General features: G+C 67.0%; 13 protein-coding genes and 1 pseudogene. 12 read left to right on the top strand and 2 right to left on the bottom strand.

What is annotated here, in order from left to right:
- The first annotated feature begins 80 nt into the window (after nt 1–80).
- The 12 genes and pseudogenes from ERC79_RS01420 (at nt 81) to ERC79_RS01365 (ending at nt 17,677) form a co-directional block, all read left to right on the top strand.
- Nucleotides 81–1,664 (top strand): anthranilate synthase component I, encoded by a 1,584-nt coding sequence (locus tag ERC79_RS01420; protein ID WP_131575085.1) that lies wholly within the window; start codon nt 81–83, stop codon nt 1,662–1,664.
- Entirely contained in the window at nt 1,664–2,371 is a 708-nt protein-coding gene (locus tag ERC79_RS01415; RefSeq protein ID WP_131575083.1) for a TIGR02234 family membrane protein, read from the top strand. Before ERC79_RS01420 ends, ERC79_RS01415 begins: the two co-directional genes overlap by 1 nt.
- Nucleotides 2,372–2,448: 77 nt before the next feature.
- The gene (gene trpC, locus ERC79_RS01410; RefSeq protein ID WP_131575081.1) at nt 2,449–3,258 is read left to right on the top strand and encodes an indole-3-glycerol phosphate synthase TrpC; all 810 of its coding nucleotides are present in this window, start codon (nt 2,449–2,451) and stop codon (nt 3,256–3,258) included.
- A gap of 61 nt (nt 3,259–3,319) precedes the next feature.
- Nucleotides 3,320–4,639 (top strand): tryptophan synthase subunit beta, encoded by a 1,320-nt coding sequence (trpB, locus tag ERC79_RS01405; RefSeq protein WP_131575079.1) that lies wholly within the window; start codon nt 3,320–3,322, stop codon nt 4,637–4,639.
- Nucleotides 4,636–5,439: a tryptophan synthase subunit alpha gene (gene trpA, locus ERC79_RS01400; RefSeq protein ID WP_131575077.1), complete on the top strand. Its 804-nt coding sequence runs from the start codon at nt 4,636–4,638 to the stop codon at nt 5,437–5,439. Before trpB ends, trpA begins: the two co-directional genes overlap by 4 nt.
- 5 nt (nt 5,440–5,444) lie before the next feature.
- Nucleotides 5,445–6,305, top strand: a pseudogene (gene lgt, locus ERC79_RS01395) (prolipoprotein diacylglyceryl transferase); the annotation flags it as partial.
- A 32-nt stretch (nt 6,306–6,337) separates the two neighbouring features.
- A complete protein-coding gene (locus ERC79_RS01390; protein WP_242676707.1) occupies nt 6,338–6,994 on the top strand; it encodes an NINE protein in 657 nt (218 codons plus the stop codon).
- Between the two features lie 250 nt (nt 6,995–7,244).
- Complete coding sequence (gene gltB, locus ERC79_RS01385; RefSeq protein ID WP_131575073.1) at nt 7,245–11,828, top strand: glutamate synthase large subunit; 4,584 nt, start codon at nt 7,245–7,247, stop codon at nt 11,826–11,828.
- Nucleotides 11,821–13,326: a glutamate synthase subunit beta gene (locus ERC79_RS01380; RefSeq protein ID WP_131575071.1), complete on the top strand. Its 1,506-nt coding sequence runs from the start codon at nt 11,821–11,823 to the stop codon at nt 13,324–13,326. The genes gltB and ERC79_RS01380 overlap by 8 nt, the downstream gene beginning before the upstream one ends.
- Before the next feature lie 72 nt (nt 13,327–13,398).
- Entirely contained in the window at nt 13,399–14,817 is a 1,419-nt protein-coding gene (gene pyk, locus ERC79_RS01375; RefSeq protein WP_131575069.1) for a pyruvate kinase, read from the top strand.
- Between the two features lie 18 nt (nt 14,818–14,835).
- Complete coding sequence (locus ERC79_RS01370) at nt 14,836–15,732, top strand: acyl-CoA thioesterase II (RefSeq protein ID WP_131580637.1); 897 nt, start codon at nt 14,836–14,838, stop codon at nt 15,730–15,732.
- Between the two features lie 91 nt (nt 15,733–15,823).
- On the top strand, nt 15,824–17,677 hold the full coding sequence (locus tag ERC79_RS01365; protein WP_131575067.1) for an ABC transporter ATP-binding protein/permease: 1,854 nt from the start codon (nt 15,824–15,826) through the stop codon (nt 17,675–17,677).
- A gap of 51 nt (nt 17,678–17,728) precedes the next feature.
- On the opposite strand, the gene ERC79_RS01360 is transcribed toward ERC79_RS01365, so the two are convergent.
- On the bottom strand, nt 17,729–18,058 hold the full coding sequence (locus tag ERC79_RS01360; RefSeq protein WP_131575065.1) for a transglycosylase family protein: 330 nt from the start codon (nt 18,056–18,058) through the stop codon (nt 17,729–17,731).
- A gap of 433 nt (nt 18,059–18,491) precedes the next feature.
- The gene (locus ERC79_RS01355) at nt 18,492–19,151 is read right to left on the bottom strand and encodes an isochorismatase family cysteine hydrolase (protein ID WP_131575063.1); all 660 of its coding nucleotides are present in this window, start codon (nt 19,149–19,151) and stop codon (nt 18,492–18,494) included.
- Between the last annotated feature and the right edge of the window lie 35 nt (nt 19,152–19,186).

Genomic DNA, 19,186 nt, shown 5'->3' with positions numbered 1-19,186 from the left:
CGCCCGATCGCCGGGCCTCATGTGTTGCCGAGTCGACCCGCGGCCGAGGCCGCGATCGGCCGTCCTGGGATGATGGGAGCATGCGCGGCGAGTCCACCACCATCCCAGCAGCTCCCTCCGCACTTCCGGGCGAGGGTGCCCGGCCCGATTCGACCACTACGCGCGAGCAGTTCCGCGCCCTGGCGGCCGAGCATCGTGTGGTGCCCGTCACCCGGAAAGTGCTGGCTGATGCCGAGACTCCGCTGTCCGCGTACACCAAGCTCGCGGGCAGTCGGCCCGGGACGTTCCTGCTCGAGTCCGCGGAGAACGGCCGATCGTGGTCGCGATGGTCGTTCATCGGCGCCGGTAGTCCGGCCGCGTTGACGGTGATCGACGGCGAGGCCGCCTGGTTCGGGAACGTGCCCGTCGGCGCGCCGTCGGGTGGCGACCCGTTGGTGGTGCTCGGCGCGACGCTCGAGCTGTTGCGCTCGGAGCGCCTGCCGGATCTTCCGCCGCTGACCGGTGGCATGGTCGGCTTCCTCGGGTACGACGCGGTGCGGCGGCTCGAGCGGCTGCCCACGCACGCGGTTGACGATCTCGAGATCCCGGAGATGGTGATGCTCCTCGCGACGGACCTTGCCGCGGTCGATCATCACGAGGGCGCGATCACGCTGATCGCCAACGCGGTCAACTGGGATGGTTCCGACGAGCGGGTCGATGCCGCCTACGACGATGCCGTTGCGCGTCTGGAGCGGATGACCGACGCGCTGGCCGCCCCGGCGCCGTCCACCGTCTCGACGTTCGCGAGTCCGCAGCCCGAGTACCGGCGTCAGCGCACCACCGAGAGCTTCGGCATCGACGTACGCCGCCTGATCGGCGAGATCGAGGCGGGCGAGGCCTTCCAGGTGGTGCTCTCGCAGCGCTTCGAAATGGATTGCGCGGCAGAGCCGATCGACGTCTATCGGATGCTGCGGGCGTCGAACCCCAGCCCGTACATGTACCTGTTGCAGGTGCCCGACTCTGACGGGGGTACGTCCTTCTCCATCGTCGGCTCGAGCCCCGAGGCACTGGTGACCGTCAGCGAGGGTGTCGCGACGACGCACCCCATCGCGGGCACCCGCTGGCGCGGGGTGACCGAGGAGGACGACATCCTCCTCGAGAAGGACCTGCTCGCGGACGAGAAGGAAAACTCCGAGCATTTGATGCTCGTCGACCTGGGCCGCAACGATCTGGGCCGGGTGTGCGAACCCGGCACCGTGAAGGTGCACGACTACCGGCATATCGAGCGCTACAGCCATGTGATGCATCTGGTGTCGACGGTGACGGGACGCCTCGCGGAGGGCAAGCACGCGCTCGACGCGGTGACCGCATGCTTCCCGGCGGGAACGCTCTCGGGTGCGCCCAAGGTGCGGGCGATGGAGCTGATCGATGAGCTCGAGCCGACGCGCCGCGGAATCTACGGTGGCATCGTCGGATACCTCGATTTCGCAGGCGACGCGGACACCGCGATCGCGATCCGTACCGCGCTGATCAAGGACGGCACCGCCTACGTGCAGGCGGGAGCCGGAGTGGTCGCCGACTCCGATCCGGTCTATGAGGACACCGAGGCGAGGAACAAGGCGATGGCCGTTCTCAGCGCCATCGCGGCCGCGCAGACGCTGCGGCCCTTCGGAGGGGAGCGTTGATGAGTGCCGACAAGACCGGACGACGCGCGACGGGCATGGCGGCACTGCTGCTGGCCGTCGCCGCGGCCTGCCTGTGGGGCGCCTCGCGGATGACATGGGTGACGGTGACTTCGTCCGACGGGCTGAGTGACGACCGCATCACGCGCCTCGACGGCGGAACGTGGGCGGCCGCCACGACCCCGCTTGCGCTGGCGTTGGTGGCTGCGATCGCGGCTGCCTTCGCGGTCCGCGGGTGGCTGGTCCGGATCCTGGGACTGCTCGTCGCGGTGGTTGCGGTCGCCGCTGCGGTCCCCGCCATCGGCCTGCTGTCCGAGGGGGCATCGGAGGATGCTGCGGACATTGCCGGATTCGAGCGCGTCGCGGAACAGGTCACGGGCACCGAGGTGTCCGTTCTTCCGGCGCTACTGGTGCTGTGCGGGTCGGTCGTCGCGCTGGGTGCAGCATTCATGCTCATCCGGAAACCGGCTGCGGCAGGAGGACTTTCGTCGAAGTACGATAGTCCTGCGGCGCGCCGTGAGGCGGCGTCGAAACGCAACCCCGCTGACGGTGTGCAGGAACCGCAGACCCAGCGCATGCTTTGGGACGCACTCGATGCGGGTGAGGACCCGACGATCGACGGCGATGCGCACGGAGGCGGTACCAGCGTTCCGCCGGTGAATGTGACGAAGAACACCGGGCGGCCGGGTACCCGCCCGGAGACCGAATAACCCCGACCTCTAGGCTGAATCACGATCCGATGAGGTTCCTCACATCGGTTGACATGCCGGAAAGGACTCGAGCCACGATGACCGTTCTCGACTCGATTCTCGACGGGGTGCGCGCCGATGTCGCCGCCCGCGAATCCGTTCTCGACCTGGCTGCGGTGAAGGCCGCCGCCGCTGCCGCGCCGCCCGCGCTGGACGCCGCCGCCGCGTTGCGGGCATCCGGAATCGGCGTGATCGCGGAGGTCAAGCGTGCCAGCCCGTCGAAGGGTGCGCTTGCCGAGATCCCGGATCCCGCAGTGCTGGCGTCGGCTTACGAGGCCGGTGGCGCGCGGATCATCAGCGTGTTGACCGAGGAGCGCCGTTTCCATGGCTCGCTCGCCGACTTGGATGCGGTCCGCCGGGCCGTGAGCATCCCGGTGCTGCGCAAGGACTTCGTCGTCGGCCCCTATCAGATCCACGAGGCGCGGGCCCACGGTGCCGACGTCATCCTGCTGATTGTCGCGGCACTCGAACAGCATGTCCTCACCTCGCTGCTCGAGCGGACCGAGTCGCTCGGTATGACTGCGCTGGTCGAGGTGCACACCGAGGAAGAGGCGGACCGGGCGCTCGAGGCCGGTGCCAGCGTCATCGGCGTCAACGCCCGCAATCTCAAGACACTCGAGGTCGACAAGGACACGTTCGGGCGCATCGCGCCGGGTCTGCCCACCGACATCGTGAAGATCGCCGAGTCGGGTGTCCGTGGCACAGCCGACCTGCTCGCATACGCCGGGGCCGGGGCGGATGCGGTCCTCGTCGGCGAGGGGCTGGTTACCAGCGGTGACCCGCGGACCGCCGTGTCCGATCTGGTTACCGCGGGCGCTCACCCGTCCTGCCCCAAGCCCTCCCGCTGAGTCGACGGCCCGCGGAGGACCCGACCGCTCGTTCTCGTCGGCGTTGGGGCAGACTGAAGACGTGACTTCACGCAATGAGGCCCTCGTCTCCAAGGGCGGGAATCTGCCCCGCGCCAGCGCCGGCTTGACCGAGCGTTCCGGCCACGACCCCGATCCCGGCGGACACTGGGGTCTCTTCGGCGGACGGCATGTCCCCGAGGCTCTGATGGCGGTCATCGAGGAAGTCACCGCGGAATACGAGAAGGCGCGTTCGGACGATTCGTTCCTGGACGAGTTGGACCGCCTGCAGCGCGACTACACGGGCCGCCCCTCGCCGGTTTTCGAAGCCACCCGGCTGCGTGAGCACGCAGGTGGGGCCCGGATCCTCCTCAAGCGGGAAGATCTGAACCACACCGGTTCTCACAAGATCAACAATGTGCTCGGGCAGGTTCTGCTCGCCAAGCGGATGGGCAAGACGCGCGTCATTGCCGAGACCGGAGCGGGCCAGCACGGCGTCGCGACCGCGACCGCCTGTGCGTTGCTGGGCCTCGAGTGCGTCGTCTACATGGGCGCAGTCGACACCCGGCGTCAGGCGCTCAACGTCGCCCGTATGCGCCTGCTCGGCGCGCGTGTCGTCTCCGTCGACACCGGTTCTAGCACTCTCAAGGACGCGATCAACGAGGCGCTACGGGACTGGGTGACCAACGCCGATCGCACGTACTACTGCTTCGGTACCGCGGCCGGGCCGCACCCGTTCCCGATGATGGTGCGCGACTTCCAGCGCATCGTCGGCCTCGAGGCGCGAGCACAGGTACAGGCGCTGACGGGAAGGCTCCCCGATGCGGTCGTAGCCTGCGTCGGCGGTGGCTCCAACGCGATCGGCATCTTCCACGCGTTCATCGACGATCCCTCGGTCAAGCTCGTGGGCTATGAGGCCGCCGGCGACGGAGTCGAGACCGGTCGGCACGCAGCGACATTCGCTGGAGGCACCCCCGGGGCCTTTCAGGGCGCCTACTCGTACCTGCTGCAGGACGAGGACGGGCAGACCATCGAGTCACACTCCATCTCCGCCGGTCTCGACTACCCGGGGGTCGGTCCCGAGCACGCGTTCCTCAAGGACACCGGCCGGGCGTCGTACGAACCGATCACCGACGCCCAGGCCATGGACGCGCTACTGCTGCTCTCCCGGGCCGAGGGCATCATCCCGGCGATCGAGTCCGCGCACGCGGTGGCCGGTGCCCTCGAGCTGGGCCGCGAACTCGGTGACGGGTCGATCATCGTCGTCAGTCTCTCGGGCCGCGGCGACAAGGACATGGACACCGCCGCGGAGTGGTTCGGCTTGTTCGACGATGTCGATACCGACACTGCTGCCGATTCGGACAAGGAAGGTACGGCCAAGTGAGCGAACGAGATTCACGCCTGTCGCCGGTATTCGCGAAGTGCCGTGCGGAGAAGCGCGCCGCTCTCGTCGGCTACCTGCCGGCCGGATACCCGGATGTGGCAACGTCGATCGACGTCTACAAGACGATGGTGGACGCGGGCTGCGACATCATCGAGGTGGGCGTCGCCTACTCGGATCCGGTGATGGACGGCCCGACGATTCAGACGGCCGCCGAGACCGCGCTGCGCAATGGGGTCCGTCTGCGTGACGTGTTCACCGTCGTCGAGCAGATCGCATCGGTCGGTGGCAAGGCCGTCGTGATGACGTACTGGAACCCGGTGCTCAAGTACGGCGTCGATGCCTTCTCCCGCGACCTCGCCTCCGCCGGTGGACTCGGCATGATCACGCCGAACCTCATCCCCGAGGAGGCTGACGAGTGGATGGTGGCCTCCGAGGAACACCACCTCGACCGGATTTTCCTGGTCGCGCCGTCGTCGACCGAGGAGCGCCTCGCGAAGACACTCGAGGCGAGCAGCGGGTTCATCTACGCGGCCTCGACGATGGGTGTCACCGGTGCGCGTGACGCGGTGTCCTCGATGGCGCCCGAGCTGACCGCCCGCATCCGGGCACACTCCGACATTCCCGTCGGCGTCGGACTCGGCGTGCGCTCCGGTGCGCAGGCCGCCGAGATCGCTGCGTACGCGGACGCCGTGATTGTCGGTTCGGCCATCGTCTCCGCCGTCGAGAATGGGCTGGGAGCCGTTCGCGCCCTCACGACTGAACTCGCGGAGGGCGTGCGCTCGGCTACCGTGGCCCAGTGACTTCGATGGTGAATTCGACCGAACTGCTCGCCTACATTCCGAGCCCACCTCAGGGGGTGTGGCACGTGGGGCCTCTGGCTCTGCGGGCCTACGCGCTGTGCATCATCGTCGGCATCGTCGTCGCGATCGTGTGGGGCGACCGCCGTTGGGTGGCGCGTGGTGGCGAGAAGGGCACCGTCCTCGACATCGCGATCTGGGCGGTGCCGTTCGGTCTGATCGGTGGTCGGCTCTACCACGTGATCACCGACTGGCCGACGTACTTCGGTGAGGGCGGTAGCCCGGTCGATGCGCTGAAGATCTGGCAGGGCGGTCTCGGTATCTGGGGCGCGGTGGCGCTCGGCGGTGTCGGAGCGTGGATCGGCTGCCGGCGACGGGGTATCCCGCTGCCGGCGCTGGGCGATGCCATCGCCCCGGGCATCGTGCTCGCACAGGCCATCGGCCGACTCGGGAACTGGTTCAACCAGGAGCTCTACGGCCGTGAGACCACGGTGCCGTGGGGCCTGGAGATCTACGAGCGCACCGACGCGACCGGCCGGATCGACGCCCTGAACGGGGTATCCAACGGCGTGGTCACGCAGGTGGTCCAGCCCACGTTCCTGTACGAGCTGGTCTGGAACCTGCTGATCGTCGTGCTGCTGGTCGTGGTGGACCGCAAGTTCAAGATCGGGCACGGCCGACTCTTCGCCCTGTACGTCGCGGGATACTGCGCGGGCCGTTTCTGGATCGAATTGATGCGTTCGGATCACGCCACCGAGATCCTGGGCCTGCGGGTCAATACGTTCACGTCGGCGATCGTGTTCGCCGGAGCCGTCGCGTACTTCGTCCTCGCCACCAAGGGCCGAGAGGATCCGGCAGACCTACGTCCGGGAACGGATGCTGACACCAAGGACGGCTCCTCATGATCGACCTCAGTAAATCCGGCAACGACGACGAGGACCGTGGCGACGCCACGACTGAGAACGCGACGCCAGTCACCCCGGCGCCGCCCGAGTTCGGATCGCCCTTCGACTACGACGCGACCGCCGACGCCTCGCTCTCGGAATCCACGTCAGGCCAATCGGCGGTGCCGCCGTCGGGGCCGAGCAGTACGGGCCCCGGCTGGGACACATTCTCCGGTGTGGGCAACGGTCCGGGTTGGGGCAGCGGACCGACGTACCCGCCGCCCACGATGGGACCCGTGCCTGGGTACCCGGCGGCCCCGAGCTATCCGCCCGGCTACGGTGCGGGTGCGTACGGGATGTATCCCGATCCGAGTGCGCCCTTCGGCCGTGATCCGATCACCGGCGAGCCGATGTCGGACAAGTCGAAGTCGACCGCCGGCCTGCTGCAGATCCTGCTCGGATTCGTGTCGCTGCCGGGCATCGGGCGCCTGTACGTCGGTAGCGTCGGCATCGGGCTCACCCAGTTGCTCGTGTTCTGGCTGGGCATCATCACGATCTTCATCGGCGTGGGGGTCATCATTTTCCCGTTGATCTGGATCTGGGCCTTCGTGGACGGGATCATGATGCTCACCGGGAGTGTTCGGGACGCCCAGGGCCGCCCACTCCGGAGCTGATCTTTCCGGGTTCGCGACCTCCACCCTCGTTGTCCTTTCGCCATCGCTTCGGGCGGCCCGCGCGCGGTAAACTGGCCCGGCCGGGGAGGCAACTCGGCAACCTTCACGGGTCGACAGCAGTACCGGTAGACCCCGATCAACGCAGTCAGCACCCGTAGTCGGCGACCCCGCGAGGGAGCCGCCGGAGAAGTGCGTGACGCGCGAGTGGGCCGCGGGCGACGGTGACTGTGGCCGGTGTGGAGGTGTTCCGGTGCTGTTCTCTCAGCTACCCGATCCGCATGGGCTCTACGTGGCCGATCGCGAGGCGGATGCGTGCGGCGTCGCGATGGTTGCCGACGTCCACGGCCGGCGCTCACACGCGATCGTGGCCGACGCGCTCCTGGCACTCGACAATCTCGAGCATCGCGGCGCTGCGGGCACGGAGGTCAACAGCGGTGACGGCGCCGGAATCCTGATCCAGCTGCCGGGTGATCTGCTGCGCGAGCTTGCCGCCTTCGAGTTGCCCGCTCCGCTGCCGGACGGTTCGGAGACGTTTGCGGCCGGCATCTGCTTCCTGCCCCAGGACCCCGGCCACCGTGCGGCGGCACGCGCCCGGGTGCATGCCCTCGCCGAGGAGGAGGGTCTCGAGATACTCGGGTGGCACGAGGTGCGGGTCGATCCACTCGGCGCTGACATCGGGGCCACCGCGCGTTCGTGCATGCCGCACATGACGTACCTGTTCGTATCGGTTCCGCCCGTCGAGGGCATCCGGCCCGGTGGTCTGGACCTGGACCGCCGTGTATTCGGCCTGCGTAAACGCGCCGAGCGAATCACCCCGGAGATCGACCAGGCAGGTACCGGCGTGTACTTCCCGTCGTTGTCGAGCCGAACGCTGACCTACAAGGGGATGCTGACCACTGCGCAGCTCGCGCTGTACTTCCCGGATCTACGTGACCGGCGGATCACGAGTGCGATCGCGGTGGTGCACAGCCGGTTCTCCACCAACACGTTTCCGTCCTGGCCGTTGGCCCATCCGTTCCGTTACATTGCGCACAACGGGGAGATCAACACGGTGCGCGGCAACCGCAACCGGATGCGGTCGCGGGAGGCGATGCTCGCGAGCACGCTCATCCCCGGCGACCTGGCGCGGCTCTATCCGATCTGCACCCCGGACGCATCGGATTCGGCGTCCTTCGACGAGGTCCTCGAACTGCTACACCTGGGCGGACGGTCGCTGCCCCATGCGGTGTTGATGATGATTCCGGAGGCGTGGGAGAACCACGCCGCCATGAGCGATGATCGGCGCGCGTTCTACCAGTTCCATGCGTCGGTGATGGAGCCGTGGGACGGCCCCGCATGCGTGACGTTCACCGACGGAACCGTGGTGGGGGCGGTACTGGACCGCAACGGTCTGCGTCCCGGCAGGTGGTGGCACACCAACGACGGGCGCGTCGTGCTCGCGAGCGAGAGCGGAGTCCTCCCCATCGCTCAGTCCGAGGTGATCGAGAAGGGACGCCTCGAACCGGGCCAGATGTTCCTGCTGGACACGGCCGCCGGACGCATCGTCCCCGACGAGGAGATCAAGGCCCAGCTCGCGGCGCGGCAGCCGTACCGGGAGTGGCTCCACGCCGGACTACTCGAACTGCGATCGCTGCCTCCGCGTGGGCGGATCCCGCACGATCACGAGTCGGTGGTGCGGCGGCAGCTTTCGTTCGGCTACACGGAGGAGGAGCAGCGGGTTCTGCTGCAACCGATGGCGGCCTCCGGGGGCGAGCCCCTCGGCTCGATGGGCACCGACACCCCGATTGCCGTGCTCTCGCAACGCCCACGTCTGCTCTACGACTACTTTGTCGAGCTGTTCGCTCAGGTCACCAATCCACCTCTGGACGCGATCCGGGAGGAGATCGTCACGTCGCTGCGGCGGGTGATGGGCCCGGAACAGAATCTGCTCGAGCCCACCGCCGCGTCGTGTCGGCAGATCGTGCTGTCGTGGCCGGTCCTCGACAATGACGAGCTCGGTCGGATCATCGACATCAATGCCGACGGTGATTGCCCGGGGTTCGCGGCGACGGTGCTGCGGGCGCTCTACGACGTAGATCGTGGCGGAGAGGGTATGGCCGAGGCGATCGAGGACCTGCGGGCGGCGGCTGGTGAGGCGATTGCGAACGGCTATCGGACACTTGTCATCTCGGATCGCGACTCCGATCACCTGCATGGTCCTGTCCCGGCGCTACTCGCGGTCGCCGCAGTTCACCATCACCTCGTTCGCACCAAGGAACGCACCAAGGTTGCACTCGTCGTCGAGACCGGAGACGCGCGCGAGGTGCACCACATCGCCTTGCTGATCGGCTACGGTGCGGCCGCGGTCAACCCCTATCTGGCGATGGAATCGATCGAGGACCTCGTCGCAGAGGGCGAGCTCACCGGCGTCGATTCGTCCGTCGCTGTGCGAAACTACCTCACCGCGCTGGGCAAGGGCGTGCTGAAGGTGATGTCCAAGATGGGGATCTCGACCGTCGGATCCTATACCGCGGCACAGGTATTCGAGGCGATCGGGCTCGATCGCAGGTTGGTCGACGAGTACTTCACCGGTACTGTGAGCCGGCTCGGCGGGGTGGGCCTGGATGTGCTGGCCCGCGAGGTGCAGATGCGGCATCGCCGGGCCTACCCGGACAACCCGTCCTCGCTGGTGCATCGCCGCCTCGACGTCGGCGGTATCTACCAGTATCGCCGAGATGGTGAGCTGCACCTGTTCACACCCGAGACCGTCTTCCTGTTGCAGCACGCGACCCGAACCGGTCGCGCCGACGTGTTCGCGCAGTACAGCGCGGAGGTCGACCGGTTGTCAGCGGAGGGCGGAACGCTGCGGGGCCTCTTCGGGTTCCGCCACGGCCTGCGTCCGCGGGTCCCGGTTGAGGAGGTCGAGCCGGTGTCGGCCATCGTTCGGCGATTCAACACCGGCGCGATGAGCTACGGGTCGATCTCGGCGGAGGCACACGAGACGATCGCTATCGCGATGAACCGGATCGGGGGGCGATCCAATTCCGGAGAGGGTGGCGAGGATGTGGATCGGTTGTATGATCCGCTGCGTCGCAGCGCCGTCAAGCAGGTCGCGAGCGGGCGGTTCGGGGTGACCAGCGACTATCTCGTCAATGCGACCGACATCCAGATCAAGATGGCGCAGGGCGCCAAACCTGGTGAGGGCGGTCAGCTTCCCGCCTACAAGGTGTATCCGTGGATCGCGCGGACTCGGCACTCGACACCAGGGGTGGGTCTGATTTCTCCTCCGCCGCACCACGACATCTACTCCATCGAGGATCTTGCCCAGCTGATCCACGACCTCAAGAACGCGAACGAGCAGGCGAGGGTGCACGTCAAGCTGGTGAGCTCGGTGGGCGTCGGCACGGTGGCCGCCGGAGTGAGCAAGGCGCACGCCGACGTGGTGCTGATCTCCGGGCACGATGGGGGTACCGGGGCGTCGCCGCTGACCTCTCTCGAACATGCTGGCCTGCCGTGGGAGGTCGGCGTTGCGGATGCTCAGCAGACGCTGGTGCTCAACGGTTTGCGTGACCGGATCACGATGCAGTGCGACGGGGGTCTGCGCACCGCGCGGGACGTGATGGTGGCGATGCTGCTCGGTGCGGAGGAGTACGGGTTCTCCACCGCGCCGCTCATCGTGGCGGGCTGCATCATGATGCGGGTGTGTCACCTCGACACGTGCCCCGTCGGGGTGGCGACGCAGAACCCAGAGCTGCGCAAGAGATTCACGGGCAGGCCGGAATTCGTCGAGCAGTTCTTCCAGTTCGTTGCGGAGGGCGTGCGCGTACACCTTGCCGACTTGGGGTTCCGCAGCGTCGACGAGGCGGTCGGTCATCCAGAAGCACTCGAGACGGCTACCGGGGTCGCGCACTGGAAGAGTCGGGGTCTGGACCTGTCGCCGGTGTTTGCCACACCCGAAGCCGCACAGAACGCACAGGCTCAGCAGCGCCGGCGGGTGCGCGCACAGGACCATGGCCTCGACTTCGCGCTGGATCGGACGCTGATTCAATTGGCCGAGGGGGCACTCGAGGACGCGCTGCCGGTTCGGTTGGAACTGCCGGTGCGCAACGTCAACCGCACGGTGGGCACCTTGCTGGGGGCCGAGGTGACCCGGCGGTACGGCGCGGCGGGGCTGCCCGACGACACGATCCGCGTTCAGCTGGAGGGATCGGCTGGTCAGTCCTTGGGGGCTTTCCTGCCGCCCGGCATCACGATCGATCTCGTCGGAGACGCCAATGACTATGTGGGTAAAGGGCTTTCAGGCGGAAGGGTGGTGGTTCGGCCCGCCGATGACGTGCTCTTTCTTCCGGAGACACAGGTGATCGCCGGCAACACGCTGCTGTACGGCGCGACCTCCGGCGAGGTGTACCTGCGGGGCCGCGTGGGGGAGCGGTTCTGTGTTCGGAACTCGGGCGCCGTCGCGGTCTCGGAGGGTGTCGGCGACCACGCCTGCGAGTACATGACCGGAGGCCGGGTCGTCGTACTCGGCCCCATCGGCAGGAATCTGGCGGCGGGCATGTCCGGCGGGATCGCGTTCGTGCTCGACGCCGATCCGGCGAAGATCAATCCGGCGATGGTGACGCTGCAGACGCCGAACGGCGACGATTTCGACTGGCTGCGGGTGACGATCGAACAGCACCAGCGGTGGACCGGATCTGCCGTCGCGGCGTCGTTGCTGGCCGATTGGCCGCGGCGGTCGGCCGCGTTCACCAAGGTGATGCCCGTCGACTACCAGCGTGTGCTCGAGGCCGCACGCCTGGCGCGGGCCGAGGGCCTGGACGTGGACACCGCGATCATGGAGGCGGCACGTGGCTGATCCGCAGGGGTTTCTGCATGTTGTGAAGAGGGATGCACGCAAGCGACCCGTGGACGAACGCGTCCACGACTGGCGCGAGGTGTACGCCGATCAGTCGCCGGCCGAACGCGCCAGAGAGGTGTCGGAACAGGCTCGGCGTTGTATGGATTGCGGGATCCCGTTCTGTCATTCCGAGAGCGCGGGATGTCCACTCGGCAACCTGATCCCGGAATGGAACGACCTGGTGCGCCGCGGTCGGTGGGACGCTGCAGCCGAACGGCTGCATGCGACCAACAATTTCCCCGAGTTCACCGGGCGAGTGTGCCCGGCGCCTTGCGAGGCGGCGTGCGTGCTGTCGCTCTCCGACACTCATACCACCGGCAGTGTGACGATCAAGCGGATCGAGCAGGCGATAGCCGACGCGGCCTGGGAGAAGAGCACGGTCGGTCCGATCCTGCCGACTACGAGTACGGGCCGACAGGTTGCGGTGGTGGGGTCGGGGCCGGCGGGCCTGGCCGCGGCGCAGCAGCTCACCCGGGCCGGTCACGACGTCACGGTGTACGAGCGCGACGACCGGCTGGGCGGGCTACTCCGGTATGGCATTCCGGCATTCAAGCTGGAGAAGGCTGTCATCGATCAACGGCTGACCCAGATGCGGGTCGAGGGAACACATTTCGTAACCGACGTCGAAGTGGGCCTGGACCTTCCGGTGTCGCGTTTGCGCGAGCGCTACGACGCGGTGGTGCTCGCGGTCGGGGCACTGCGTGCGCGCGACACCCGGGATGTCGCCGGCCGCGACCTTGCCGGTATCCATCTGGCGATGGAGCACCTGGTCGCATCCAATCACGAGTGTGAAGGGGACGGTGCGACACCGATCTCCGCGCACGGAAGGCACGTCGTGATCATCGGTGGCGGCGACACCGGCGCCGACTGCCTCGGCACTGCACACCGGCAGGGCGCGCTGTCGGTGACCCAGCTCGACTACCACCCCGCGCTGCCCGAGGAGCGGGCCGAGTCGGCCGCACCATGGCCAGCGTGGCCTATGGTTCTGCGGACGTCGCCGGCTCATGCCGAGGGCGGGGTGCGCCGTTACGAGGTTGCGGTGCAACGCTTTCTGGGCGACGCCGACGGTCATGTCCGCTCGATGATCCTGGCGGAGGTGCGCCTGGGTCGCGATGAGAACGGCAGGCGGGTGATCATGCCCGTCGGGGAGGAGATCGAGCTTCCCTGTGACCTAGCGCTTTTCGCGATCGGCTTCGAGGGGGTGGAGCACGGACCATTACTCGACGACCTCGGGCTTGCACCGAACCGGCGCGGATCGCTCTCGTGCGCTTCGGATTGGCAGACGGCGGCGCCGGGAGTGTTCGTGTGCGGCGACGCGCACCGCGGCGCCTCTCTCGTGGTGTGGGCGATCGCCGAGGGGAGAGCAGCGGCGCACGGTGTCGACGCGTATCTGACCGGTAGCTCCGAACTGCCCGTGCCTGTGCATCCGACCGCACTGCCGCTGACCGTCGTCTGACGGCCACGTGAACGTCACCGCAGGTTCGCCTGCGGAATAGAGATCGTTTGCGGCACCGACTAGGCTTTCCCCGTGACCCGACGCACTAAGATTGTATGTACTCTTGGCCCTGCTACTGCTACCGGTGATCGCGTCCGTGAGCTCGTCGAGAGCGGAATGGATGTAGCTCGACTGAACTTCAGCCACGGCGAGCACTCCGATCACGAAGACAACTACCGCCGGGTACGCGAGGCGTCGGATGCGACGGGCCGCGCGGTCGGTATTCTCGCCGACCTCCAGGGTCCGAAGATCCGACTCGGCCGTTTCGTGGAGGGCAAGACCTATTGGGAGACCGGCGAGCAGGTCCGGATCACGGTCGAGGACTGCGACGGAACCCACGACCGGGTTTCGACCACGTACAAGCAGCTCGCGCAGGACGCGAAGGCCGGTGACCGGCTGCTTGTCGACGACGGCAAGGTCGGACTCGTCGTGGTGGAGGTCGAGGGCAACGACGTCGTCTGTCGCGTCACCGAGGGCGGCCCGGTCAGCAACAACAAGGGCGTCTCGCTTCCCGGCATGAACGTGTCGGTGCCCGCGATGTCGGAGAAGGACATCGAGGATCTCGAGTTTGCGCTGCGGCTCGGTGTCGACTTCATCGCACTGTCGTTCGTCCGCTCGCCCGCCGACGTCGAGTTGGTGCACGCGGTGATGGATCGCGTCGGCCGACGCGTTCCCGTGATCGCCAAGCTCGAGAAGCCCGAGGCCATCGAGAACCTCGAGGCCATTGTGCTGGCCTTCGACGCAGTGATGGTCGCCCGCGGTGACCTCGGTGTCGAGCTGCCCCTCGAGCAGGTGCCGCTGGTTCAGAAGCGTGCCATCCAGATTGCCCGCGAGAACGCGAAGCCGGTCATTGTCGCCACCCAGATGCTCGAGTCGATGATCGAGAATTCGCGGCCCACCCGCGCCGAGGCGTCGGACGTTGCCAACGCGGTGCTCGACGGCGCCGACGCGGTGATGCTCTCGGGTGAGACCTCGGTGGGCAAGTACGTGATGGAGACGGTGCAGACGATGGCCCGCATCGTCCAGGCTGTCGAGACCGACCCGGCGCGGGTGCCGCCGCTGACACATGTGCCGCGTACCAAGCGCGGTGTCATCTCCTACGGTGCGCGCGACATCGGCGAGCGCCTGGACGCGAAGGCGCTGGTTGCCTTCACGCAGTCCGGTGACACGGTTCGCCGTCTGGCCCGGTTGCACACGCCGCTGCCGCTGCTGGCATTCACCCCGTTGCCGGAGGTGCGTAGCCAGCTCGCGCTCTCGTGGGGTACGGAGACCTTCCTGGTGGACCCGGTCGCGACCACCGACCAGATGTTCTTCCAAGTGGACCACGCGCTGCTCTCGCTCGGCCGGTACAACAAGGGCGACCTCGTTGTCATCGTCGCCGGTTCGCCCCCCGGCACAGTAGGCTCGACCAACCTGATCCACGTGCACCGGATCGGCGAGGAAGACCACTAGAAGGGGACATCTCGGGTGATCGATGGGGTGGGGGCAGGTTTACCCCCGACGAGGTCGGGTGACCTGGAGACGCTGCTCGCGCTCCTGGATCTCGAGCAGATCGACGACGACCGTTTCGTCGGTCATCATCCTGAGCAGGTCGGCAGCCGCACGTTCGGCGGCCAGCTGGTGTCGCAGGCGTTGGTCGCGGCGTATCGGACGGTGGACGGTGACCGCCCGATTCACGCGATCAACGCCCACTTCATCCGGGGTGGCGACGTCAAGGCGCCGATCGAGTACCGCGTCGAACGACACCGTGACGGCCGTGCCTTCGCGAACCGCCAGGTTTCCGCGTATCAGGGCGGCAATGTCCTGTTCTCGATGTTCGCGGCATTCCAGGACTGGGGCCAGGGGCTCGAGCACAGTGTCGATATCCCGGACGTCGCAGGTCCGGAGGCGCTCCCCTCCATCGGCGATCACTTGATCGGCTACGAGGATCGGCTCCAGATGTTCGTCGATGCGCTCAAACCGATGGAGATGCGTTACGCGAATGATCCGACTTGGGTTCTCAAAGGCACGGGCGAGCGGCTGAATCACAATCGTGTGTGGATCCGGGCCGACGGCGAGCTGCCCGGGGATCCGCGACTGCATGCGGCCGCGCTTGCGTACTCGTCGGATACCACCGTGCTGGACTCGATCCTCACGACGCACGGGCTGTCTTGGGGCCTGGACCGCATCGTCGCGGCGACGGTCAACCACTCCATTTGGTTTCACCGTCCGTTCCGGTTCGATGAATGGACTTTGTACGCAACGGAATCGCCGGTTGCGTCCGGTTCGCGGGGATTGGCGACCGGTCGGTTCTTCTCGCAGGACGGGCAGTTGCTGGCAACCGTGGTGCAGGAAGGCGTCATTCGGCACTTTCCGGCCCGTCGTTGATCCGGTTCCCTCGTGACTGTCCGTGAGCGGCTCTGCGGCGGATAGACTTTCATCTCCATGCCCGGCACGCCATCGCTGATGGGGGAGCCTCATGCGCAACGAGCCGATCGACTGGAACCACGAGGCGGTCGCGAGTCTGTTGTGGACCGCGCGTGCCTTCGGGATCGCGCTCGTGTGCTTCGTCGTCATCGGCGTGCTGCTCGCGCGCTATACGAGGTGGGGTCGGCAGTTCTGGCTCCTCTCGGGCGCCTACTTCACGGGCCGCGGCAGTTGGCGGCCGTGGCTGATGGTTGCCGCGATGCTGGTGCTCACCGTCATGGGTGTGCGCGTGATGATCCTGCTCTCTTACCAGGGCAACGAGATGTACACGTCGCTGCAGCTGGCGGCGCAGGCGTTCTCCGGCGGCGACGCGGCGGCCATGAGTGAGGCGAAGACCACGTTCTGGCGATCGATCGCGGTGTTCGGAGTTCTCGCGACGATCCATGTCATCCGCTCGCTGCTGGACTACTACGTGGGCCAGGCCTTCGTGATCCTGTGGCGGAAATGGCTGACCGCTCGCGTCACCGGGGACTGGCTCGACGATCGTGCCTACTACCGTGGCAGGTTCATCGACAAGGGGATCGACAATCCGGATCAGCGGATCCAGGCAGATGTCACCGACATGATCACGGTCTCACAGACCCTGTCGATGGGTCTGGTCACAGCGGTGACGTCGGTGGTCGCGTTCACCAAGATCCTGTGGGATTTGTCGGGACCGATGGAGATCTTCGGAATCGGGATTCCGCGGGCCATGGTTGTTCTGGTCTACGTGTACATCCTGATCGCAACCGTGATCGCGTTCTGGATCGGACATCCACTGATCAGGCTGAACTTCCTCAATGAGCGGCTCACAGCCAACTTCCGCTACGCGCTGGTCCGGCTGCGTGATCGTGCCGAGAGCGTCGCCTTCTATCGCGGCGAATCCGTCGAAAAGGCTGGGCTGCTCGGAAGATTCGCCTATGTCATAGCCAACGCGTGGCGAATTGTGTTCCGCACCTTGAAGTTCAACGGGTTCAACCTCGGTGTGAGTCAGGTGGCCGTGGTGTTTCCGATCGTCATCCAGGCTCCGAGGTTCTTCGCGGGAACGATCACGCTGGGCGATATCACGCAGAGCGCGGTGGCATTCGGTCAGGTGTCGGATTCGCTGGCGTTCTTTCGGCAGTCATACGACGTCTTTGCCGGCTACCGTGCGAGCCTGATCCGGCTCAGCGGTCTGGTGACCGCCGATCAGCGGTCGCGGGCACTCCCGGCGGTTCGGACCGAGCATCTCGATGGGGCGGTGGAACTGTCGTCGGTGTACGTGCGGTTGCCGGACGGCCGTCCGCTCATCGACGGACTGGACCTGCGCTTGACTCCGGGCGAGGCTCTGCTGGTGACGGGAGCGTCCGGCAGCGGGAAGACGACGTTGCTGCGAACCCTCGCGCAGATGTGGCCGTACGCCGACGGTACCGTGCGCCGCCCGACCGGATCCGAGGCGATCTTCCTCTCGCAGATGCCGTACCTGCCGCTCGGCAATCTACGCGACGCCGTCGCATACCCGGCCCGAGCGCAGGACCTGGGGGACAACGTGATTCGTGAGGTCCTGCAGAAGGTAGCGCTCGGCAACCTCGTGGACCGTCTCGACGAGGAGGCGGATTGGGCGGCGATCCTCTCGCCCGGGGAGCAGCAACGGGTGGCTTTCGCGCGGATCGTGCTGATCCGGCCGCAGGTGGCGTTCCTCGACGAGGCGACGTCCGCGGTCGACGAGGGACTCGAGTATCAGTTGTACCGGCTGGTCCGTGAGGAGGTGCCCGAGTGCATGCTCGTGAGTGTCAGTCACCGGAGCACCGTCGACCAGCACCACACCCGGCGGCTCGAGCTTCTCGGCGACGGGCCGTGGCGGATGTCGGCGGTGGCGGTCAACTAGTTCGACGGCGGGATCCCGCGTGGGGTTTGCACGCGGGATCCCCTTGTCCGGTCAGAGGTACTGGCTGCACGACGGCCATGCGCCGCTGCCCTGGCTCGCCAGCACGCTCTCCGCCACGCGGATCTGTTCCTCGCGGGAGTTGTTGTGCGGCAAGCCGGATCCGCCGTGTGCGCTCCAGGTGCCGGCGCTGAATTGCAGTCCGCCGTAGTAGCCGTTGCCGGTGTTCGCGCCCCAGTTGCCGCCACTCTCGCATTGGGCGACGGAGTCCCAGTCTCCGGATGCCGCATTGGCGGTACCGGAGCCGATCGCGAGCGGGGCGGCGACCAGCGCGCCGGTGGCGACGACGATGCCGAGAGTGTGCTTGACGGTGAACTTTGCCATGGGTGATTTCCTCTCCGTGGTGGATTGCGAGAGGTCCGGTGACGCTTTGGGAGGGGCACCGGACTGATTCCCTCGCACGTGACCCTGGAAGGTCTTCGATTCCGGTCCCGCAGATGGATCAGCAGATTGAAGCGGGACGGCGATGCTCGTTCGTGTCGAGCCGATCACGACGCTAGGGCGGATCGGCCGCCACGTCACGTCTCGGTTTTCTGGGACGGCTGTCCAGCATGTGGGAAGTAGGGCGGCGTCGGGCCAGGTGAGGCGCTGGATCCGAGGCCTTCAGTAAAGTTGGTTACCGATACAATTAGTAATGAAGGTCACATCGCACGGGCGGGTGTGGACGGTGCGGAAGCTGGCGAAACACGCGTGTGACCTGCTAAAACTCTCGCGTTCCGAACGGGGCGTCGAGGATGATGCTCCGCAAATCGGCTCGTCAGCAGGCGCGAACGTGCTCGATGAGGTCGATGACCGGCATCGGAACCACGCCGATCGACTGCGCGTCGGCCAGGCGATCCGGCGTCGCCTGGGAGGTGGCGTCCGCCGCGAGTACGAGCCGATAGTCACGCTCGCTGGCATCGAAGAGCGTCGCCCGTGGGCAGTTCGGGAAGTTGCAGCCGGCGACGACGACGGTGTCGACCTTCAGGGCGGCGAGATGGGCGTCCAGGCCGGTCCGGTGGAATGCGCTCCAGCGAGGTTTCCAGAGCACTGCCTCGTGCGCCCCGACCGGTTGCAGGGCGCCGCCGAGCAGTAGTTCCGAGTCGAGCCGCGGTGCGTCCCGCGGGAGCAGTCCGTCGACGATCTGCGACCCGCGCGAACCCGGGCGCGCGATGGCGGCGTTGTCGCGTGCGATGGCCGTCCGGCGCACGAGATCGACGTCGTCGCCGTCGTAGAGCCGCACGACGTGCACGATCGGTTTGCTCGAATTGCGGTATGCCTCGACGAGTTCCGTGAGCCGGGGGAGTACCCGGTCGGTTCCCGGAACCGGCAGCGGTCCGTCGTCGGTGAAGTCGTTCTGCATGTCGATCACGAGAAGTGCGGACGAGCCCAGGTGTGGGCGCAGGTACTCGTCGAGTCCGTCGAAGGCATCCGTCATGTGGTCGAACCTAGCGAAGCGCCCCCTCCCTGCAG

The organism is Rhodococcus sp. ABRD24 (assembly GCF_004328705.1).
GTDB lineage: Bacteria > Actinomycetota > Actinomycetes > Mycobacteriales > Mycobacteriaceae > Prescottella.
Note: the sequence above shows the minus strand (reverse complement) of the source record. Positions and strands in the feature narration are given on the sequence as shown.